Source organism: Actinomadura sp. NPDC048021, assembly GCF_040653135.1.
Taxonomy (GTDB): Bacteria; Actinomycetota; Actinomycetes; order Streptosporangiales; family Streptosporangiaceae; genus Spirillospora; species Spirillospora verrucosospora.
In genome coordinates this window covers 43,121-59,561 of record NZ_JBEZJQ010000023.1, presented here as the reverse complement: position 1 = coordinate 59,561, position 16,441 = coordinate 43,121, and the positions used below count along the sequence as shown (strand labels likewise).

The window sequence follows — 16,441 nt, the reverse complement described above, 5'->3', positions numbered from 1 at the left end:
GGCGCTCCCATCGTGCGCCTCCCTTCGATTCGGAGTCGCCCGCCACACTCACCGCCCGAAGCCCTCGTGTCCTGGGGCATGAACGTTCTCCGACTGAACGTTCAACCGGCCGCCATTCCGTGTACGGATCGCCACACTCGGTGACACCCTTGAAAGATGCCTTCCGGGAACGCCCCCACCGTTCGCCAGCGCCGGATCGGCTCGGCGCTCCGCAAAGCCCGCGACCACCACAACCTGACCGTCGCCACCGTGGCCCGCCGCTTCGGCCGCTCCCAGGGCTGGATGAGCATGGTCGAGAACGGCCTCCAGGCCATCGCCCCCGAGGAACTCAGCGACTTACTCGACCTCTACGAGATCGAAGACGGCCCCCTCCGCGAATCCCTCCTCCACCTCGCCACCCACAAGCCCGGCAACTGGGAACGAACGTACGAGGACAGGATCTCGGCCGCTGCTCTCGACCTGGCCAGCTTGGAGGAGGACTCAACCGAGATTCGGACCTTCCAGTCCAATATCGTCCCAGGGCTCCTCCAGATCCCCGACTACGCCCGAAAGATCATCGCGCTTGGAAACGCCAAACACCCGCACAAGATCAAGACGCTGGTCGACTTTCGAATATCTCGCCAGCGAGTGCTGCGTCGTCCTGACCCGCCCCGTTACGTGCCGATCATCGCGGAGGCCGTACTTCACAATCAGGTCGGTGGCGATGTCGCCATCATGCATGCGCAGGTTCAGAGGCTGGCTGGTGCCGCTCGGCTCGATCACGTCGATCTCCGCGTACTGCCCAGCAGAGCGAGCGAGTACCTCGGCCTCATCACACCGTTCCATCTCCTCTCGCTGCGACCACCTGGACGGCTCACCGTGTGCGTGGGCGATCAACTCACCAAAAGCGTCTTCGTAGAGGACGAGAACGAGGTCGCAGCCCATGAGGAGATCTTCGAACGGCTGCTCTCAGCGGCCCTAAGTAGGACCGCTTCGCTAAGGCTCATCCACGAGATAGCGTCACGACCATGAACACCCCCGAATCAACCCGGGTCCACTGGCGCAAGAGCACCCACAGCGGCGCCCACGAGAATGAATGCGTAGAGGTCGCCGATCTGACGGGCCACATCGGTATCCGCGACAGCAAGAACCCCGCCGCCGGACACCTCACCCTCACCCGCCAGACCTTCGCCGCCCTCATCACCCGCCTCGCCGCACGGCCATGACCACCCCGCCCTGCTGGCGCAAGAGCACCCACAGCGGCCCAGACGAAGGCGAGTGCATCGAAGTTGCCAACCTCAACGGCCACATCGGCATCCGCGACAGCAAGAACCCCGCCGCCGGACACCTCACCCTCACGCGCCAACGCTTCACCAGTCTCCTGGCCCATCTGGCATCCCGGCCATGACCACCACAACTCGCTAGCGCAGGAGCAGCGCCGAAGCGCGGCCACCGCAAAAGTGGCGAGACCCGAGCCCACCGGAGCTGAAACCGACGGGCTCACGGCGCTCGTCCTCGTCTTTCGGCACCGCCGGCCGGACGTCCTGCAGACGTCCCCGAAGACACGCTCCAGGCAGGAGTAGGCGGTCTGGCCTTCGGTGCCCAGGAAGCTCAGCGCCAGCGGAATGTCACACCGAAGGTCCCCGTTCGCCCGGCAACGTCCCGCGGGTGCCGCCACGCTGGCCGCGCTCGTGGAAGGCCCGGGCACGTCCGGGGGCGAGGTCTTGCGCCGCGGCCGCCCTGCCAGCGACCCGTCCACCAGCGGCAGCGCCTATCGACACCCGGTGGCGGAGGCGTAGCCCGCAGTTCGGCCTCGACTACTCAGCAGAGACTGATCTGAGCAGCCAAGGGTCAGTAGGAGTAGCCCGCGAACTTCCCCGGTATGCGTTTGCCATCCATGGCGGCCTCCGGACAGACGGTGCGCCAGGACTGCTCCACCCGATCAAGCTCTGCGGAGTTGAGCCCGGCCCAACGGCTGGTGAACTGCCGGCCCGCGATCCGCAGCCGCAGTGTCGCAGTTCCCGCTCCCGGGCCGAGTAGCGACGGATGGTCGGGGTCGTAGTCGTGACCTCGGTGAGTGATGTGCACCGTGTGCACCATGCGGGGGTCGTGGTCGGCGGTCCGCCCGTTGGCGCGGTGCAAGCGGATGCGGCGCATGCCGTCGTCGACGACGGTCACCCGGACCAAGCGCCGTCGGTCCCGCAGCCAGTAGGCGGTGCTCCAGATCGCGTGGAGCGATGCTCCGCAAAACGCCGCGACGGAGACGAACGGCTCGCCGCCCAGCCATAGCAGGCCGCCGAAGCCGGCGAGGGCGGCCGCTGCCACGACATGGCGGAGCCACCGTAGGCCCCAGCCGTTCCGGTCGGCGGCCTCCCAGAGCAGGTCGTCCTCAACACGCACAAAGACCATCATCGCCCCGCGTCCGAGCTTGGCGCCAGGAACGCCTCCGCCCCTCCACGCCATCGCCATGAGCCGGAGGACGACGACAGCGATCCGCAGGACTGGCACGGCTTCTCGGCTGAGGTCCCCAGTCTTACCCACCCCATCGACACGGAACGGGCGTGGGTGCGGACGTTGGCGGAGCTCATCGGGAAACGTTTCCGGTAGGCGCGACAGAACCCTCAGGCGTTGGTCACATTAAGAGGAATGCCCGACTTCCATAAGCATGCACATCAGATTCCACCTTCTACGGATTTCGCCTATCCTCGCAGTAACAATAATCGGTCTTCAATTTCGCATCTATTAGCACACCTGCTCGATATACTCTGTGCATGTGTTCGGTCACGGATATGGATCTCGGCGTGGCGTCCACCCAGGAACTGGTGGACGCCGCCGTCGCGATCGCCGCCGAACTCGCCAGCCGCCCCGCCCCCGAGTCCGCTGCGGCGTGCATGAAACTCGCCGAGACGCTAGCCGCAGCGTCCGACGCCCACGAAGCCGCGTTGGCCGGGTTCATCGCCCAGGTCGACGCGACCGGCGAGACGCACCGGTGGGGGTTTCCGTCCACGCAGACGTGGCTGCGGTCCCGGCTGGGCATGCGCGATGCGCGCGCCAAGGAACGCGTCAACCTGGCCCGCCAACTCCACCGGCTCCCCACCGTGTCCGCCCTGCTCTCAAGCGGTGAGTTGTCCTACGGGTACGCCTCAACGGTGGCCGACGCCGTCGCCCGATTGGATGATGACGACTGCGCGAGGGCCGAGACGCTGCTGCTGGAGAAGGTCGGGCAGGGGTTCTCGGCGGGGAAGGTGGCGGTGCTCGGACGGCGGATCCGCGAGGTCATCGCCGAACGCGACGGGCAGGAGACAGCTCCCGATGACGTGCAGCGCGGGTATGAGCGGTCCTGGATCACCGGAACCCGCTCCCTCGACGGCGGCCGCTACATCAACGGCTGGCTGAACGCCGAGGACGCCGCCGTCTGGGACGGCACCCTGGGCCCGCTGACGAAACCCGCCGGGCCCGATGACCACCGAGACTCGGCCGAGCGGACGGCTGCCGCACTGAGCAGCGTCCTGGCCGGTGGACACAAAGCAACCAAGGTCACCCTCATCTGCGACCTGGACACCCTCACCGGCGGCCAGGCACCCGCCCGCCTCGCCGACGGCACCCCGATCCCGGCAGCTCAGGCGCGTCGCCTCGCCCTGGCTGCCGGAGTCTCACCCCTCCTGCTGGGCACTGGCAACATGCCCCTCTACCTGGGGCACAAGGTCCGGTTCGCCACCGCAGCCCAGCGCCAGGTCCTGGAAGCCCTCTACCCCACCTGCGCCGTCCAGGGCTGCGAAGTCCCCGGCACCCTGTGCGAAGTCGATCACGTCAACGGATGGGCCCTCGGCAACAGCCCCACCGACATCGACAAACTGGCCCTGTGCTGCGGATGGCACAACCGCTACAAACACACCAACACCCAACAGATCCGCACCACCCACGACCCCACCGGCCGCTACACCTACCAACTCCTCCCACCACCCGACACACCGGCAACCACCCCGCCAATCACCGACCCACGAACAGCCAACCCCGGCGCAACCGAGCCACGAACAACCGACCCACGCACAACCGACCCACGCACAACCGACCCCCGCACAACCGACCCCCGCACAACCGACCCCCGCACAACCGACCCCCGCACAACCGACCCACGCACAACCGACCCACGCACAACCGACCCACGAACAGCCGACCCCCGCGCAACCGACCCCGGCGCAACCGAGCCCCGCACAACCGAGCCGCGGACCGCCGACCCACCCACAGCCCTCGACTGGGCCGCCTGACCAGCGGCGCGCAGACGGCAGGGCCAGGACAGGCCGCTCCCCCGGACCGGACGGGCAGCAGCGCGTGGTCGTGGCGTGCTTGCTTCCCCCGGCCGCGCGTCCCCGCGGTCACGATGCGCTTGTCCGCCATGGGCTGCGCTGCAGTATCGACGCTGCGCCCGAGCACACCTTCCTGCCCTGGTCCGAGATCACTGCCTTGCGGCTCACGACGTGGCGCGGGCAGCAACTCCTGGTGCTCGATCTCGCGCCGGGCTCAGCGCCAGCACCTGGGTGTCTTGATCTCCGGTTGGCGCCGGACAGGCCCCCTCGCCCCCCTTGGGCCCCGCGCCCGGCGGCTCTGAACAGAGCCGCCCATCCCTTCATTCGGGACACCAGGGACCAATTCGGGCATTCTGCTAATCTCTGTGGGCGTGACGCAGAGAAAAAGTTCGCATATCCCCCTTCTCCTAGTCGTTGTAGCGGCAGTGGTCTCGTTCCTAGGGGGAATCAGCGCAGCGGTGCTAGCTGCGGTTACCGACCTGGTCTCGGCCGAGACGGGGTGGCTCGCACTCCAAGTCGGAATCATCGCCACCGTGGTGCTTTCCTTCACGGGGTTCATGTTGTTCGGCCGTGAGGCCAAGAAGGTCCAGGCAGAGATCGACCGGCGTTTCGCCGAGCAGGGAGTTCGCGGAGCAGCCCGTGTCGTCAACTATCAGGTGCCCAACGCGAACACCCGCAGGAACCGCCTCATCATGCACATGGAGTTGGAGCTGGACATCCCACAACGAAGCGAGCCGGCCCGATGGTATTGGGGAGTGGTGTCCTCCATCGATATCGCCCGACTGACCACCGCAGAGCGTCTTCCTTGCATGGTGATGTGGGACGAGCAGACGTTCGTGCGGCTGTATCCACGTCAGGACATCGCGGCACCCCGCCTTGACGGCGAGCACATCGACCTCGCCCCGAGGACAGCCTGACCCCCCCGTCATCGATCACGGCGCCCTCCGCGAGTCCCTCCCCCACCTTGCCCCCACAAGCCCACCTCACAGGTACGGGAACGCAAGCGCCGCATCTCCACCGCCGCTCCACCGCCGCTCCACCGCCGCGCCTGACCTGGCCGGCCTCGACGAGGACACCGCCGAGATCCGTAACTTCAAGCCCGGCATCGTCCCCGGGCTTCTCCAGATCCCCGAGTACACGCGGAAACTCATCACCGTCGGCCCTGCCGAAATATGCGCGCAACGCCAAGATGCTGGTCGACTTCCGGCTGCCCGCCAGCAGGTACTCAACCGTTCGCACCCGCCTTGCTACATGCCGATCATCGCGGAGGCGGGAGACGTTCGAACCGTTGCGCTCAGCAGCGCTGAGCCGGACCGCTTCGCTGAAACTCATCGACGAGACAGCGTCGCAATCATGAGCACTCCGAACTGCTCCGGTCCCCTTGGCGCAAGAGCAGTCACAGCGGCGGCGACGAAGGCGAGTGCGTCGAGATCGCCGACCTCGACGGCCACATCGGCATCCGCGACAGCAAGGACCCCACCGCCGAACACCTCACCCTCACCCTCACCCGCCGACACTTCACCAGCCTCCTGGCCCATCTGGCATCGCAGCCGTCTGGTGGATGAGGCGGTCGGGCCTACCTGGCGTCACGCCGCGAGGAGATGCGTCAGGCCATGCTCGATTCGATAGTTGATTGACCTGGGTTAATGCTCGCTGGAACCTTCGGTCAGGTAGGAGGTCTACGAACCGAAAGCCCAGGTCCCGCCGCCGAGTAGCCGGTTCAAATCCTCCGCGACCTGTGCGAGGAGGTCGTCTCCGAAGACGACAAGGGTTTGTTCGACGTGGTGGCCGAACGTGCCCAGGCGGGCGTCCGCCGTGGTCAGGAACTGGAACTCCTCGTCGGCGATGGCGCTTCCCGGCCAGGACGGTTGTCCGGGGCCGCCGACGCGATGGGGGTCGAACTCCCATCCGTTGAGGTAGGGCCGGTGCTCGTACACCCATTCGCCGGGGCGGACACAGGCACGCAGGCCGCGTTCGATGACGCTTTCGGCGGCCGCGATCGCCGGGTCGTCGCGGCCGCCGAGCAGGCCGTAGAACCAGCGGCGCGAGTCGGCCGGCGCACGGTAGCGTCCTCTGCCGCTCTCATAGTCGAAGCCGACGCGGGCCTCGCAGAGGCGCGCGATCCGTCCGGCCTCACCGTTGTAGAGCGAGTGCCTCGCGGGCGGGGTCGCCGCGGGTTCGCCCGGCGGGTTCCAGTAGTGGGATCGGACGGTCGTCACCTCACGGAATCCGGTGGCGAGCAGGACGTCACGCACCTCCCCGTCGGCGTCGGCGACCAGGAACTGCTTGGGCGGCGACCGGAACCGCCACAGCGGCAGTTGAGCCAGGAGTTCGGGGCGGGCCGCGGTCAGCCCTCCGATGACGGCGTAGGCGGTATCGGAGACGTTCTCTAGCCAGCAGGCCGCGGTGACCATTCCGCGGCGGGTCAGCACACGGACCTCGACGTCCCAGTACGGGATGGAACGCATTGCGTGCCAGTTCGCCAAGGGGACCCGATGCGGGCCGGTTCGGGCCGCAAGGTCGAGTGCCTGCTGCGCCTGTGGTTCGTCCCACCGGACCGATCCGGCTTCCCCCACCGGTTCCGGCTCGGGGAAGTCGAGCTCGGCGACCTCACCGACCAGGACACTGCGCTCCCAACCTGCGGAGAAGCCGGCCGTGTCGAGCACGGCGCTCAGGTGGGACGCCGCTACGTCGTGGTGGAACACGCGCCACTCCACGGGTTCCGCACGTGCGGCCGCGGATACCTGCACCTGCTCGGCAAGCCGTACGGCCGAAGCCGAGTCCTCCGCGTCCAGCGGGGGATGGTCAACGACGCAATGGGTGCCGTAGTGCGTGAGGTTCAGCGGACCGATCCGCTCTACGACGGTGCCGATCCGCGGAGGCATTCGAACGTGGCCCCGCAGCGTGCTGTCATGCTCAGCCCGGAGCCGCCCCACATCCAACGCCACGCTGGCATTCAAGCAGGGCGATGCCCGAGGAACCATCACTTAACGCCCGGCTCTCGGTTGTCCTACGGCAGAAGGGGCGGGTCGGCGCGGCACGTTGCTCAGTCCGCGAGCACAGAAGGTACTGGAACTGATTTCATCTTGGGTGGGCGGTCGGCGGCTTCCGCAGATCTTGAGGCGGAGAACGGCCATAGTCCGGGGCCGCGATGGATGGTCAGGCCGTCCTCTCCGTAGTCATTGAAGTCCAGGGTCACCGCGCGAGCCAAGCAGAACCGGCGCTGCTCTCATAGGTTCCGTAGGCCCTCCACAGCGGCTTGTAGGTGTCACCGTGCGGCTTACCGTTCGCGCGCCTTTGCTGGGCCATGCAAGTTCCGCCGTCTCCTCAGCCGTCTGGTTCACCGAGCCTGAGCGGAGGCTGTGCTTGTTAGGTCAGTTGGGGGTGCCGGGGATTACTAGGCCTGACTCGTAGGCGACTACTACGGCTTGGGCTCGGTCGCGCAGGCCTAGTTTGGCGAAGATGCGGGTGACGTGGGTCTTGACCGTCGCCTCGCTGAGGTGGAGGTGGGCGGCCAGTTCGGTGTTGGACAGGCCGCCGCCTACCAGGCGGAGCACCTCTTTCTCTCGCGGGGTCAGGACGTCCAGGCCCTGGGGCTCAGGGGCGGGGCGGGCGAACCGCTCGACGAGGCGGCGGGTGATGGAGGGGGCAAGCAGCGCGTCCCCGGTCTCGACCAGCTGCACTGACGCCACGAGGTGTTCGGGGGTGACGTCCTTCAGCAGGAACCCGCTGGCGCCGGCGGCGAGCGCGGAGTAGACGTACCGGTCGAGGTCGAAGGTTGTCAGGATCAGTACGCGGCACGCGGGGTCGTCGGCCAGGACGCGGCGGGTGGCCTCCAGGCCGTCCATTCCGGGCATCCGGATGTCCATCAGCACCACGTCCGGGCGCAGGCGCCGCGCGGCGGCGACCGCCTCCAGCCCGTCGGCGGCCTCGCCGACCACCTCGATCCCCGACCTGCTGAGAATCATCCGGAAGCCGCCGCGCACCAGTGTCTGGTCGTCGGCGATCAGCACCCGCGTCACGGCCGCTCCAGGGGGATCCGCGCACGCACCCGGTAGCCGCCGCCCAGCCGCCGCCGCGCGTCGAGGTCGCCGCCGTACACCGCGACCCGTTCGCGCAGTCCGGCCAGCCCCCGGCCGCCGCTGCCCTCGGGCGGGGCGGGGCCCGTCCCGGTGAGGACGCTCGGGCCGGTGTTGAGCACCTCCAGCCGCAGGCTCCGCGTCCCGTAGCTCACCGTCACCTCCGCCGTCGCCCCGGAGGTGCCGTGCTTCAGCGCGTTGGTGAGCGCCTCCTGGACGACGCGGAAGCCGGTCGCGTCGATCCCGGCGGGGAGCGGGCACGGTTCGCCGGTCACCCGCACGTCGACCGGCAGGCCCGCGAACGCGATCCGGTCGACGAGGGTCCCCAGGTGCGCCAGCGACGGCTGCGGGGCGAACGCCTCGCCGTCGCCGTCCGGGGAGGGCGCGAGGACGCCGAGCAGGTGCCGCAGCTCGGTCATCGCCTCTCTGCCGGTCCGCTCGACGGCCAGCAGCGCCTCCTCGGCCTCGCCGTCGACGCCGTGCCGGGCCGCGCCCGCCTGCACGACCATGACGCTGACGCTGTGGCTGACGATGTCGTGCAGGTCCCGGGCCACCCGGGCCCGCTCCTCTTCGACGGCCCGGCGCGCGGCGCCCTCGCGTTCGCGTTCCAGCAGCCAGGTCCGCGCCCCGAGCACGGCGCGGCGCCTGCGCCGCTCCCACAGGGCCCATGTGCACGGGATCGCGGCGAGGAGGGGCACGAGCCACGCAGGCAGCATCCGCCCATCCTGCCGCCAGACCCGGACGGAGCGCATCATCCCGGCGGTCCACGGCCGTACATCCCTCGGTTGACCCGGCCCCGGAGTTACCTCCAGGACCCGACGCGCGGGCGAGGGCGCGGCTCGTACCGTCACCGGCATGGAACTGATGGTCCAGCTGATGGACGTACGCAAGGAGTACGGCGAGACCGCCGCGCTCGCCGGGGTGAGCCTCGACATCCAGGCCGGTCAGGCCGTCGCGGTGATGGGCCCGTCGGGGTCGGGCAAGTCGACCCTCCTCAACATGATCGCCGGCCTGGACCGGCCCACCGCGGGCACGGTCGTGGTGCGCGGCGAGGACATCACGGCGATGGGAGAGGCCGAACTGGCCCGGTACCGGCGCCGCCGCATCGGCATGGTCTTCCAGTTCTTCAACCTGCTCGACGATCTGCCGGTGCTGGAGAACGTGATGCTGGCCGCGCAGCTGCTCGGCACTTCGCGCAAGCAGGCCCAGGCCCGGGCGATGGAGCTGCTCGACGAGCTGGGCATCGCCGACCGCCGCAACGCCTACCCGGTGGTGCTGTCGGGCGGGGAGCGGCAGCGGGTCGGCGTCGCCCGCGCGCTGATGAACCGGCCCGCCCTGCTGCTGGCCGACGAGCCGACCGGCGCGCTCGACTCGCGGGCCGGCGAACAGGTCATGGACCTGCTGCTCGACCTCAACCAGATCGGCCAGACCCTGCTCATCGTCACCCACGACGAGCGGCTGGCGACCCGGGTCGCCGACCGGGTCGTCGCGTTCGAGGACGGCCGCGTGGCCGCCGAGGTGACCCGGTGAGGGCGGTGTGGCAGGCCGCGCGGTTCGCGGTGCGGCGGCGCAAGCTGCAGACGTCCATCATCTCGCTGGTGCTGCTGGTCTCCACCGGGACGGTCGTGCTCGCGCTGGGCCTGCTCGCCACCGTGGACGGCCCGTACGACAAGGCGTTCGCGCGGCAGCACGGCGCCCATCTGACGGTCGCCTACGACCCCGCGAAAGCGACGGCCGCGCAGGTCGCGGCATCGGCGTCCCGGCCGGGCGTGACGGCGGCGGGCGGCCCGTACCGCTCGCAGGTCGTGAACGTCCCGGAGGAGACCGACCCGGCGCGTCCGGGGCTGCTTCCGCCCGGCCCCCTCACGGTCGTCGAGCGGACCGTCCGCGACGACGACCCGGTCGACCGGCTGGCGCTCAGGAGCGGCCGCTGGGCCGCCGCCCCCGGCGAGATCGTGCTGGGCACGGACTACGCGCGGTTCCCGTTCGACCCGATCGGGAAGAAGGTGACCTTCACCGACGGGCGGACCTTCACCATCGTCGGGATCGGCCGGTCGATCACCCGGTCCGCCCAGGCGTGGGTGGCGCCCGGGCAGCTGACCGCCCCGGACGGCCTGCAGATGCTCTACCGGCTCGCCGACCCCGCCGCCCCGGCCGGCACGGTCACCGCCGGGCTGCCGGCGACCGCGAGCCAGAGCTATCTCGTCTCCCGGCAGCAGGCCACCGAGGCCGGAACGACCGTCATCCCGTTCCTGGTCGCGTTCGGGATCGCCGGGCTGCTCGTCGCGGTGCTCGTCATCGCCAACGTGGTCAGCGGCGCCGTCGTGTCGGGGTTCCGGCACATCGGCGTCCTCAAGTCCCTCGGCTTCACGCCCGCCCAGGTCACCGGCGTCTACCTGGTGATGATCGCGATACCGGGGGTGGTGGGCAGCCTGATCGGGATCGCCGCGGGCAACGTCCTGGCCGGGACGGTCACCACCACGCTGGGCGATTCGTTCGACCTGCCGACCGCCAGCGGCGTCTCACCCTGGGTGGACGTCCTGGCCTTCACGGGCGTCCTCGCGGTCGCCGTCGTCACCGCGCTGGTGCCCGCCGTCCGGGCGGGCCGGATCCCGACGGCGGTCGCGGTCAGCGCGGGCGCCGCGACGCGGCGGGGCCGGGCCCTGCGGGTGCAGCGGGCGCTGGCCCGGACACGGCTGCCGCGCCCGGTCAGCCTGGGCCTGGGCCTGCCGTTCACCCGTCCTGGCCGCACCGCGCTGACCGTCACCGCCGTCGCGTTCGGAGTGGCGGCGGTGACGTTCGCCGCCGGCCTCAACCGGTCCCTGAGCGCCTACCTCGCCGACGCGGAACTCACGGGGACCGTCCAGGTCCTGGTCTTCGCCGACGGCGACCGGCCGGTCTCGCTGGCCGGCCGGCCCGGCACCGCGAAGGTCGCGGCCACGCGCTTCGAGCAGGCCCACGTTCCGGGGTTCGACCGGCCGGTGCAGGTCAAGGCGTACCAGGGGGACGTCACCGACCGGCACGGCTACCGGATGGTCCACGGCGGCTGGCTCGGCGGACCGGGCGAGGCCGTCGTGGGCGACCCGTTCCTGAAGACCGGCGGCAAGAAGATCGGCGACACCGTCGTCGTCACCGTGGACGGCAGGAAGGCCGCACTGCGGATCGTCGGGACGGCGCTCGTGGACGGCGGCGACACCGTCCTCACGGACTGGGCGTCCCTCACCTCGCTCCTCGGCCGCGAGAAGCCGGCGCAGCCCTCGGAATCCCCCGGCCCGCGCCCCGGCAGGGTGACCTCGCTCCTGGAGGTCGGCCTCACCCCTGGCACCTCCCCCGAGGACTACGCCGCCGCGCTCGAGGCGGACGGTATCCCGGCCAGGCCGGCCGCCGAGGGCATGGAGTCCGGCCAGGTGATCCTCCTCGGGCTCCTCACTCTGCTGACCCTGGGGCTGACCACGGTCGCCGGGCTCGGGGTGTTCAACACGGTGGTCCTCAACACCAAGGACCGGGCGCGCGACTTCGGCGTCCTGAAATCGCTGGGCGCGACACCGCGGCAGGTCCTGACGGTCGTGCTCGCGTCCATGGCCGTGCTCGGCCTGGTCGGCGGACTCATCGGACTGCCGCTGGGCCTGGCCGCCCACCATGTGGTGATGCCGGCCATGGCCGGCACCGGCGGCCTCGTCCTCCCCTACGGCCTTCTGGAGATCTTCCCCTGGCCGCTGATGCTGCTGTCCGTGCTGGCGGGCATCGCGATCGCCCTGCTCGGCGCGCTGGTCCCGGCGGGCCGGGCGTCCCGGATCAGGACGGCGGCGGCCCTCCGCTCGGAGTGACCGGCCCGCCCGGGGAAAGGCGGTGGAAGCGGGACAGGCCCGCTTCCACCGTCAGTGGTGTGGCGTCACGCCTGGGCGTGACGCCGTCCGCGACCCCGGAGCGTCACGGATCGTTAGGGCCACGCGGCGATGAGGCCGTCAGGCGAACTTGTACTTCCACGGGCCGTGGTCGTCCGGCTTCCAGACACTGCGAAGCCAGACGCTGGAAGGCGGAATGCCGCCCCAGCCACCGCCATTGGGAGCGGCCTCCGGAGGCGGCTCCTTCCAGACGGCGCCCTTGACGGTCTGCGCCACGGCGTGCAGGCCCAGGCGGTGGAAGGCCCGAAAAGCGGCGAGGGAGACCCCCACCACCAGCCCGGCGCCGATCCATCCGAGAAGCCCCGGCGACCCGCCTGTCCCGACGACCACGCCGACGAGGCACGCCAGCACCGGGTTGACGCACTTCACCGTGCTGATCAACCCGTCGTCGGACCGGACGAGCTCGCAGGCGCGGACGTGCAGCTTGTTGGCGATCATGTTCAGCAGCGACGTGACCGCCACGGTCGACAGCACGGACCAGGTCATCCAGTGCTCGTCGGTCCAGAGGAGGATCGGCGCCCCGACCAGGCAGGCGCCCGACCAGCAGTTCATCTCGACGACCCGGGGCAGGGCGCCCATCTCGGCCAGCTTGGCCGAGACGATCGTGGCGTTGACGCCTATGACGGCGGCCACACCCGTCAGGGCCAAGCCCCAGGATCCGATCCCGCCGGTGAACGGCCTGGTCAGCATGGCGACACCGACCAAACCGATCACGAACCACAGGGCGTGCAGTCGCCGGTTCGATCCGTGCGGAGACGAGACGAGCCGCCACGTCGCCAGGCCGAGCGCGCCGAGCGTCATGACGGTCATCAGGGTTCCGACGTCCACCCGCGCCAGCGCGGCCTGCTGGACCTGTCCCTGGAAGGTGCTGGGGACCACCAGAATGAGCACCCACTTCCACTGGTGCCGGCTCCACCGGGCCCTGGCGCGCCTTCGCTTCGCCCTGCCAGGCGAAAGACGCGTGACCGCGCTGAAGAAGACGGCCCCGAAGATCGTGATCAGTGCACCCACGGGCGCCGGCGAGTACTCGGGGTAGAGCCGCGTCGCGTACGCCGACCCTACCGATACGAGAATCAGGGAGAGCGCTTCCGCAAGCGCCCCCCAGGTTCTGCTCATGAGGAATCTCCTTTGGTTCGACCGGCTCTTCGCCGGTACCCGACCGCATCGGCCAGGCCAAGGAGACCGTCCTAGGGGAGACGCCCTGCGCAATCTCGATCGGTTGGGTCAGGAACCGTGAACCCCCTCGTGAATTCGGGTCATCGGGGATGGGACCGCCCGCACGCAGGCTTCGGACAGCGGTTGAGGCTTCAAAGAGTGGCCCGTTCATGCCACGGCATGCACCCGTTCCCGCACTCTGAGTGACGATGGATCGAACGGTTCTCGCGGACTTCGGTCCGGGGAGCCATCTTCGATGCCAGGAGTGCACATGAGAAAAGGCCTGTTGACCAGGGCGGTGACCGTGACGGCCGCGCTGGGGGTGCTGGTGGCGTCCGGCGCGAGCGGCCAGGCGGCCTACGCCGGCGGCGGGTCGGTGAACCGGCCGGTGATGGCCGCCGGGAGCGGCGCGTCGGCCTCGGCCGCCCTGTACCGCGTCCAGGTGGCGCAGTGGGCCCAGCCCGTCCTGCGCGTCCGGGACAGTCCCGGCTGGCCGGGCGGCGGGCCGGGGAAGGTGATCGGCTCGATGCGGCCCGGGGCCCCCGCCATGGCCGTCTGCTCGACCGAGGGCGCCGACATGACCGCCTACGGCCGGACCGGCTCGACCTGGGTGAAGATCAGCCCGGGCTCGCCGCCCACCGCATGGGTCTGGGACGGTGGGCTCAATCCCCACGAGGTGCTGCCCCCGTGCGTCTGCGGGTGCCCGAGGATCAAGACGGACCGCGGCGCGGGCACCAGGCCCTGCGGCGACTGCCGGACCCGCGAGGAGGAACGGTGAACGCGTACCGGATCGGGGCCGCAGCGGTCGCGGCGCTGGCGCTGCCGGCCGTCGCGGCGCCCTCGGAGGCGGACGCGGCGCCCTCGGCGGCGGACGCCGGCACCACGGCCCGCGCCCGCGCGGACCGGGTCACCGTCGGCGACTGGGCCAGGCCCCTGCACGTCCGGGCCGATCCGGGGGCGCCCGGCATCCCGCCGGGGAGGATCATCGGTTCGATCATGCCGCCGGCGGAGGCCAGCGCGTTGTGCCACATCACCGACGGCGCGCAGATGACCGCCTGGGGCCGGACCCGGTCCGACTGGGTCAAGATCCGGTACGGCTGGGAGGGGCACGCCTGGCTGTGGGGAGGCGGCCTGAACCCCTACTCGCTCCGCGAGTGCTGAGCAGCGGCGGGCGCCCACGGGACGCCCAGCGCGGGGACGCCGCAGAGGGTGCGGCGTCCCCGCGGTCGTCGCGGGTCAGCGAGCGGGGGTGGCTCCGAGCTTGTTCACCCAGCCCTGGCTCTCGAAGGCCAGGTACTCACTGCCGGCCTCCTTGCCCGGAAGGGCGGTGTGCCGGTCCTCGAAGTCGAGGAGCTGGGCGGTCTTGCGGTCCACGACCAGCCGCACGCTGGTGCCCCTGGCGGTGATGGCCACGCCGGGCCTGCCCAGCCGGTCCGTGATCTGTCCGGTGACGCGCACGGACGGGGTGCGCGCCAGGATCCGGTAGAGGGCCGCCCGGGTGCCGGGGGTGGTCGGGGCCATGAACAGGTCCCAGGCGCTGACGAAGACGTACTCCCCGAAGTCGGCCGGGGCGGTGTAGCCGTGCGCACCGCCCCGGCCGTCCTGCTGCCACAGCCTGCGCAGGTAGCGCTCCAGGGCGCCGTCGGTCGCCGGCAGCTTCGCGATCGTCTTCCACTCGATCTCGTGGGATCCGATGACGGGGTTCACCAGGTGCGAGCCCTTGCTGTAGGTGACCATGCGGGGCTTCGAGACGGTCGTGCCGTCGTTGACGTCGAGCGGGGGCGAGCCCGCCGCCTTCCATGCGGCCTCGTCCTTCTTCGTGGGGAAGGTGAGCTTGATGTCCAGCGGTCCGTTCGTACCGAAGCGCATGTCGGTCCCGCTCTTGGCGCACGCCCAGTCCTCCACGCTGCTCGCGGTCCGCGCCTGGAAGTTCTGGGGCTTGCCCAGCGGCTTGGGCTTGGGCGTCGGGACGCCGGGGCCGGGCTTGAAGGGCAGGATGTCCTGCCACATGCGGGTCCGCTTGTACCAGCAGGTCCCGCGGGCGGCGGGCTGCTTGGCGGCCGTCGTCGCGCTGGCCAGCAGGAACGTGCGGGTGTCGAGCGTCCCGTCATGTCCGGCGCCGGGGGCGCCACCGGGGGCGCCTCCGGGGCCGTCCGACGGCAGGGCGACGGCCAGCGCCGCCGCGGCCACCGCCACCGCGGCCACGCCGCCGGCGAGGGCCAGCCGCCGCACCGGCCGCCGCACCGGGGCCAAGCGCGCGTTCACGGTCGACGCGCCGGCGCGCGCCCGGATCTGCGCCACGTCGGGGCGCCGCGCGTAGGCGTCGTCGGCGAGTTCGGCGACCGCCGCGGGCTTCAGGGCGGCGATCAGGTTGTCGAGTTCGTCCTGCTTCACTGCTTCTCCTGGATGACTCGCGGGCGCGGGGCGCGTCCGTGCGCTCGCGCGGGGCTTTCCGGGGACGCCTCGATCGCCTTGGCCAGCCGGCGGCGTCCCCGGTGCAGCCGGACGAGGAAGGCGGTGCGGGAGCACCCCGCGACACGGGCCGCCTCGGCGGGGTCGAGCCCGTGCCAGGCGGTCAGGGTGACCGCCTCGGCCTCCTTGGGCGGAAGGGCCCGCAGCGCGGCCAGCGCCTGGTCGCGGGCGATGAGGTGCTCGGCGACGTCCCAGGCGTGCAGGTCGGCGTCGGTGGTGAGGCCGGCCAGCCGGTCGGCCAGTCCGCGCGCCCGGCCCGCCGCGCCGTGCGACCGGCGGACCACGTTCCTCGCCACGCCCAGCAGCCACGGCAGCGCCTGGTCGGGGATCTCGTCGATCTTCCGCCACGCGACGGTGAACACCTCGCCCGTCAGGTCCTCGGCGGCCTGGGGGGCGGCCCGCAGCACGACATAGCCGAAGACGCTGCGGTAGTGCGTCTCGTAGAGGCGGGTGAATCGGGCTTCTTGCTCGTCCACGCCACCTCCTCTCTTCTCGGAACCGTTACGCCGAGAAGTCCGAGGAGGCCCCGGTGGATTACATGGCG

General features: G+C 70.5%; 17 protein-coding genes and 1 pseudogene. 11 read left to right on the top strand and 7 right to left on the bottom strand.

Annotation, left to right across the window (positions count from 1 at the left end; translation table 11 throughout):
• Nucleotides 1-156: 156 nt before the first annotated feature.
• From AB0C87_RS31435 to AB0C87_RS31425, 3 genes are read left to right on the top strand one after another with little or no spacing between them, the layout of a single operon-like run.
• Nucleotides 157-1,011: a helix-turn-helix transcriptional regulator gene (locus tag AB0C87_RS31435; RefSeq protein WP_360580833.1), complete on the top strand. Its 855-nt coding sequence runs from the start codon at nucleotides 157-159 to the stop codon at nucleotides 1,009-1,011.
• The gene (locus AB0C87_RS31430) at nucleotides 1,008-1,205 is read left to right on the top strand and encodes a DUF397 domain-containing protein (RefSeq protein ID WP_360580831.1); all 198 of its coding nucleotides are present in this window, start codon (nucleotides 1,008-1,010) and stop codon (nucleotides 1,203-1,205) included. Before AB0C87_RS31435 ends, AB0C87_RS31430 begins: the two co-directional genes overlap by 4 nt.
• Nucleotides 1,202-1,387 carry a DUF397 domain-containing protein gene (locus AB0C87_RS31425; protein ID WP_360580829.1) on the top strand — a complete coding sequence of 62 codons (186 nt, stop codon included), beginning with the start codon at nucleotides 1,202-1,204 and terminating at the stop codon, nucleotides 1,385-1,387. Before AB0C87_RS31430 ends, AB0C87_RS31425 begins: the two co-directional genes overlap by 4 nt.
• 443 nt (nucleotides 1,388-1,830) lie before the next feature.
• Here the strand turns inward: AB0C87_RS31425 and AB0C87_RS31420 are convergent, their stop codons facing one another.
• Nucleotides 1,831-2,487 carry a hypothetical protein gene (locus tag AB0C87_RS31420; protein ID WP_360580827.1) on the bottom strand — a complete coding sequence of 219 codons (657 nt, stop codon included), beginning with the start codon at nucleotides 2,485-2,487 and terminating at the stop codon, nucleotides 1,831-1,833.
• A gap of 263 nt (nucleotides 2,488-2,750) precedes the next feature.
• Between AB0C87_RS31420 and AB0C87_RS31415 the strand changes: the two genes are divergently transcribed.
• The 4 genes and pseudogenes from AB0C87_RS31415 (at nucleotide 2,751) to AB0C87_RS31400 (ending at nucleotide 5,851) form a co-directional block, all read left to right on the top strand.
• Nucleotides 2,751-4,247 (top strand): DUF222 domain-containing protein, encoded by a 1,497-nt coding sequence (locus AB0C87_RS31415; RefSeq protein WP_360580825.1) that lies wholly within the window; start codon nucleotides 2,751-2,753, stop codon nucleotides 4,245-4,247.
• A 410-nt stretch (nucleotides 4,248-4,657) separates the two neighbouring features.
• Nucleotides 4,658-5,203: a hypothetical protein gene (locus AB0C87_RS31410; RefSeq protein WP_353832781.1), complete on the top strand. Its 546-nt coding sequence runs from the start codon at nucleotides 4,658-4,660 to the stop codon at nucleotides 5,201-5,203.
• A pseudogene (locus AB0C87_RS31405) lies at nucleotides 5,163-5,546 on the top strand (Scr1 family TA system antitoxin-like transcriptional regulator); the annotation flags it as partial. The gene AB0C87_RS31410 and the pseudogene AB0C87_RS31405, both read left to right, overlap by 41 nt.
• A 107-nt stretch (nucleotides 5,547-5,653) precedes the next feature.
• Nucleotides 5,654-5,851 (top strand): DUF397 domain-containing protein, encoded by a 198-nt coding sequence (locus tag AB0C87_RS31400; protein WP_360580899.1) that lies wholly within the window; start codon nucleotides 5,654-5,656, stop codon nucleotides 5,849-5,851.
• A gap of 114 nt (nucleotides 5,852-5,965) precedes the next feature.
• Here AB0C87_RS31400 and AB0C87_RS31395 read toward each other — a convergent pair whose 3' ends face one another.
• The 3 genes from AB0C87_RS31395 to AB0C87_RS31385 form a co-directional block, all read right to left on the bottom strand.
• Nucleotides 5,966-7,246 carry a DUF2716 domain-containing protein gene (locus tag AB0C87_RS31395; RefSeq protein ID WP_360580824.1) on the bottom strand — a complete coding sequence of 427 codons (1,281 nt, stop codon included), beginning with the start codon at nucleotides 7,244-7,246 and terminating at the stop codon, nucleotides 5,966-5,968.
• A 414-nt stretch (nucleotides 7,247-7,660) separates the two neighbouring features.
• Nucleotides 7,661-8,308: a response regulator transcription factor gene (locus tag AB0C87_RS31390; protein WP_345178611.1), complete on the bottom strand. Its 648-nt coding sequence runs from the start codon at nucleotides 8,306-8,308 to the stop codon at nucleotides 7,661-7,663.
• Nucleotides 8,305-9,081: a histidine kinase gene (locus AB0C87_RS31385; RefSeq protein ID WP_345178612.1), complete on the bottom strand. Its 777-nt coding sequence runs from the start codon at nucleotides 9,079-9,081 to the stop codon at nucleotides 8,305-8,307. Before AB0C87_RS31385 ends, AB0C87_RS31390 begins: the two co-directional genes overlap by 4 nt.
• Nucleotides 9,082-9,220: 139 nt before the next feature.
• On the opposite strand from AB0C87_RS31385, the gene AB0C87_RS31380 reads away from it, so the two are divergent.
• On the top strand, nucleotides 9,221-9,895 hold the full coding sequence (locus AB0C87_RS31380) for an ABC transporter ATP-binding protein (RefSeq protein ID WP_345178613.1): 675 nt from the start codon (nucleotides 9,221-9,223) through the stop codon (nucleotides 9,893-9,895).
• Nucleotides 9,892-12,192, top strand: coding sequence for an ABC transporter permease (locus AB0C87_RS31375; RefSeq protein ID WP_360580822.1), 2,301 nt, complete (start codon nucleotides 9,892-9,894; stop codon nucleotides 12,190-12,192). Before AB0C87_RS31380 ends, AB0C87_RS31375 begins: the two co-directional genes overlap by 4 nt.
• A gap of 138 nt (nucleotides 12,193-12,330) precedes the next feature.
• Here AB0C87_RS31375 and AB0C87_RS31370 read toward each other — a convergent pair whose 3' ends face one another.
• Nucleotides 12,331-13,161 (bottom strand): hypothetical protein, encoded by an 831-nt coding sequence (locus AB0C87_RS31370; RefSeq protein WP_353832785.1) that lies wholly within the window; start codon nucleotides 13,159-13,161, stop codon nucleotides 12,331-12,333.
• Between the two features lie 535 nt (nucleotides 13,162-13,696).
• On the opposite strand from AB0C87_RS31370, the gene AB0C87_RS31365 reads away from it, so the two are divergent.
• Both AB0C87_RS31365 and AB0C87_RS31360 read left to right on the top strand, forming a co-directional pair.
• On the top strand, nucleotides 13,697-14,203 hold the full coding sequence (locus tag AB0C87_RS31365; RefSeq protein WP_360580820.1) for a hypothetical protein: 507 nt from the start codon (nucleotides 13,697-13,699) through the stop codon (nucleotides 14,201-14,203).
• Entirely contained in the window at nucleotides 14,200-14,586 is a 387-nt protein-coding gene (locus tag AB0C87_RS31360; protein ID WP_360580819.1) for a hypothetical protein, read from the top strand. Before AB0C87_RS31365 ends, AB0C87_RS31360 begins: the two co-directional genes overlap by 4 nt.
• Before the next feature lie 75 nt (nucleotides 14,587-14,661).
• On the opposite strand, the gene AB0C87_RS31355 is transcribed toward AB0C87_RS31360, so the two are convergent.
• The gene (locus tag AB0C87_RS31355; RefSeq protein ID WP_353832788.1) at nucleotides 14,662-15,819 is read right to left on the bottom strand and encodes a CU044_5270 family protein; all 1,158 of its coding nucleotides are present in this window, start codon (nucleotides 15,817-15,819) and stop codon (nucleotides 14,662-14,664) included.
• Nucleotides 15,816-16,373, bottom strand: coding sequence for a sigma-70 family RNA polymerase sigma factor (locus tag AB0C87_RS31350; RefSeq protein ID WP_345178622.1), 558 nt, complete (start codon nucleotides 16,371-16,373; stop codon nucleotides 15,816-15,818). The genes AB0C87_RS31355 and AB0C87_RS31350 overlap by 4 nt, the downstream gene beginning before the upstream one ends.
• Nucleotides 16,374-16,441: the final 68 nt, after the last annotated feature.

Excerpts from the sequence above, each read along its gene's own strand:
- AB0C87_RS31385 (WP_345178612.1), bottom strand. The coding sequence starts at position 9,081 with ATGCTGCCTGCGTGGCTCGTGCCCCTCCTCGCCGCGATCCCGTGCACA.
- AB0C87_RS31435 (WP_360580833.1), top strand. The coding sequence starts at position 157 with ATGCCTTCCGGGAACGCCCCCACCGTTCGCCAGCGCCGGATCGGCTCG.
- AB0C87_RS31430 (WP_360580831.1), top strand. The coding sequence starts at position 1,008 with ATGAACACCCCCGAATCAACCCGGGTCCACTGGCGCAAGAGCACCCAC.
- AB0C87_RS31365 (WP_360580820.1), top strand. The coding sequence starts at position 13,697 with ATGAGAAAAGGCCTGTTGACCAGGGCGGTGACCGTGACGGCCGCGCTG.
- AB0C87_RS31380 (WP_345178613.1), top strand. The coding sequence starts at position 9,221 with ATGGAACTGATGGTCCAGCTGATGGACGTACGCAAGGAGTACGGCGAG.
- AB0C87_RS31415 (WP_360580825.1), top strand. The coding sequence starts at position 2,751 with ATGTGTTCGGTCACGGATATGGATCTCGGCGTGGCGTCCACCCAGGAA.
- AB0C87_RS31425 (WP_360580829.1), top strand. The coding sequence starts at position 1,202 with ATGACCACCCCGCCCTGCTGGCGCAAGAGCACCCACAGCGGCCCAGAC.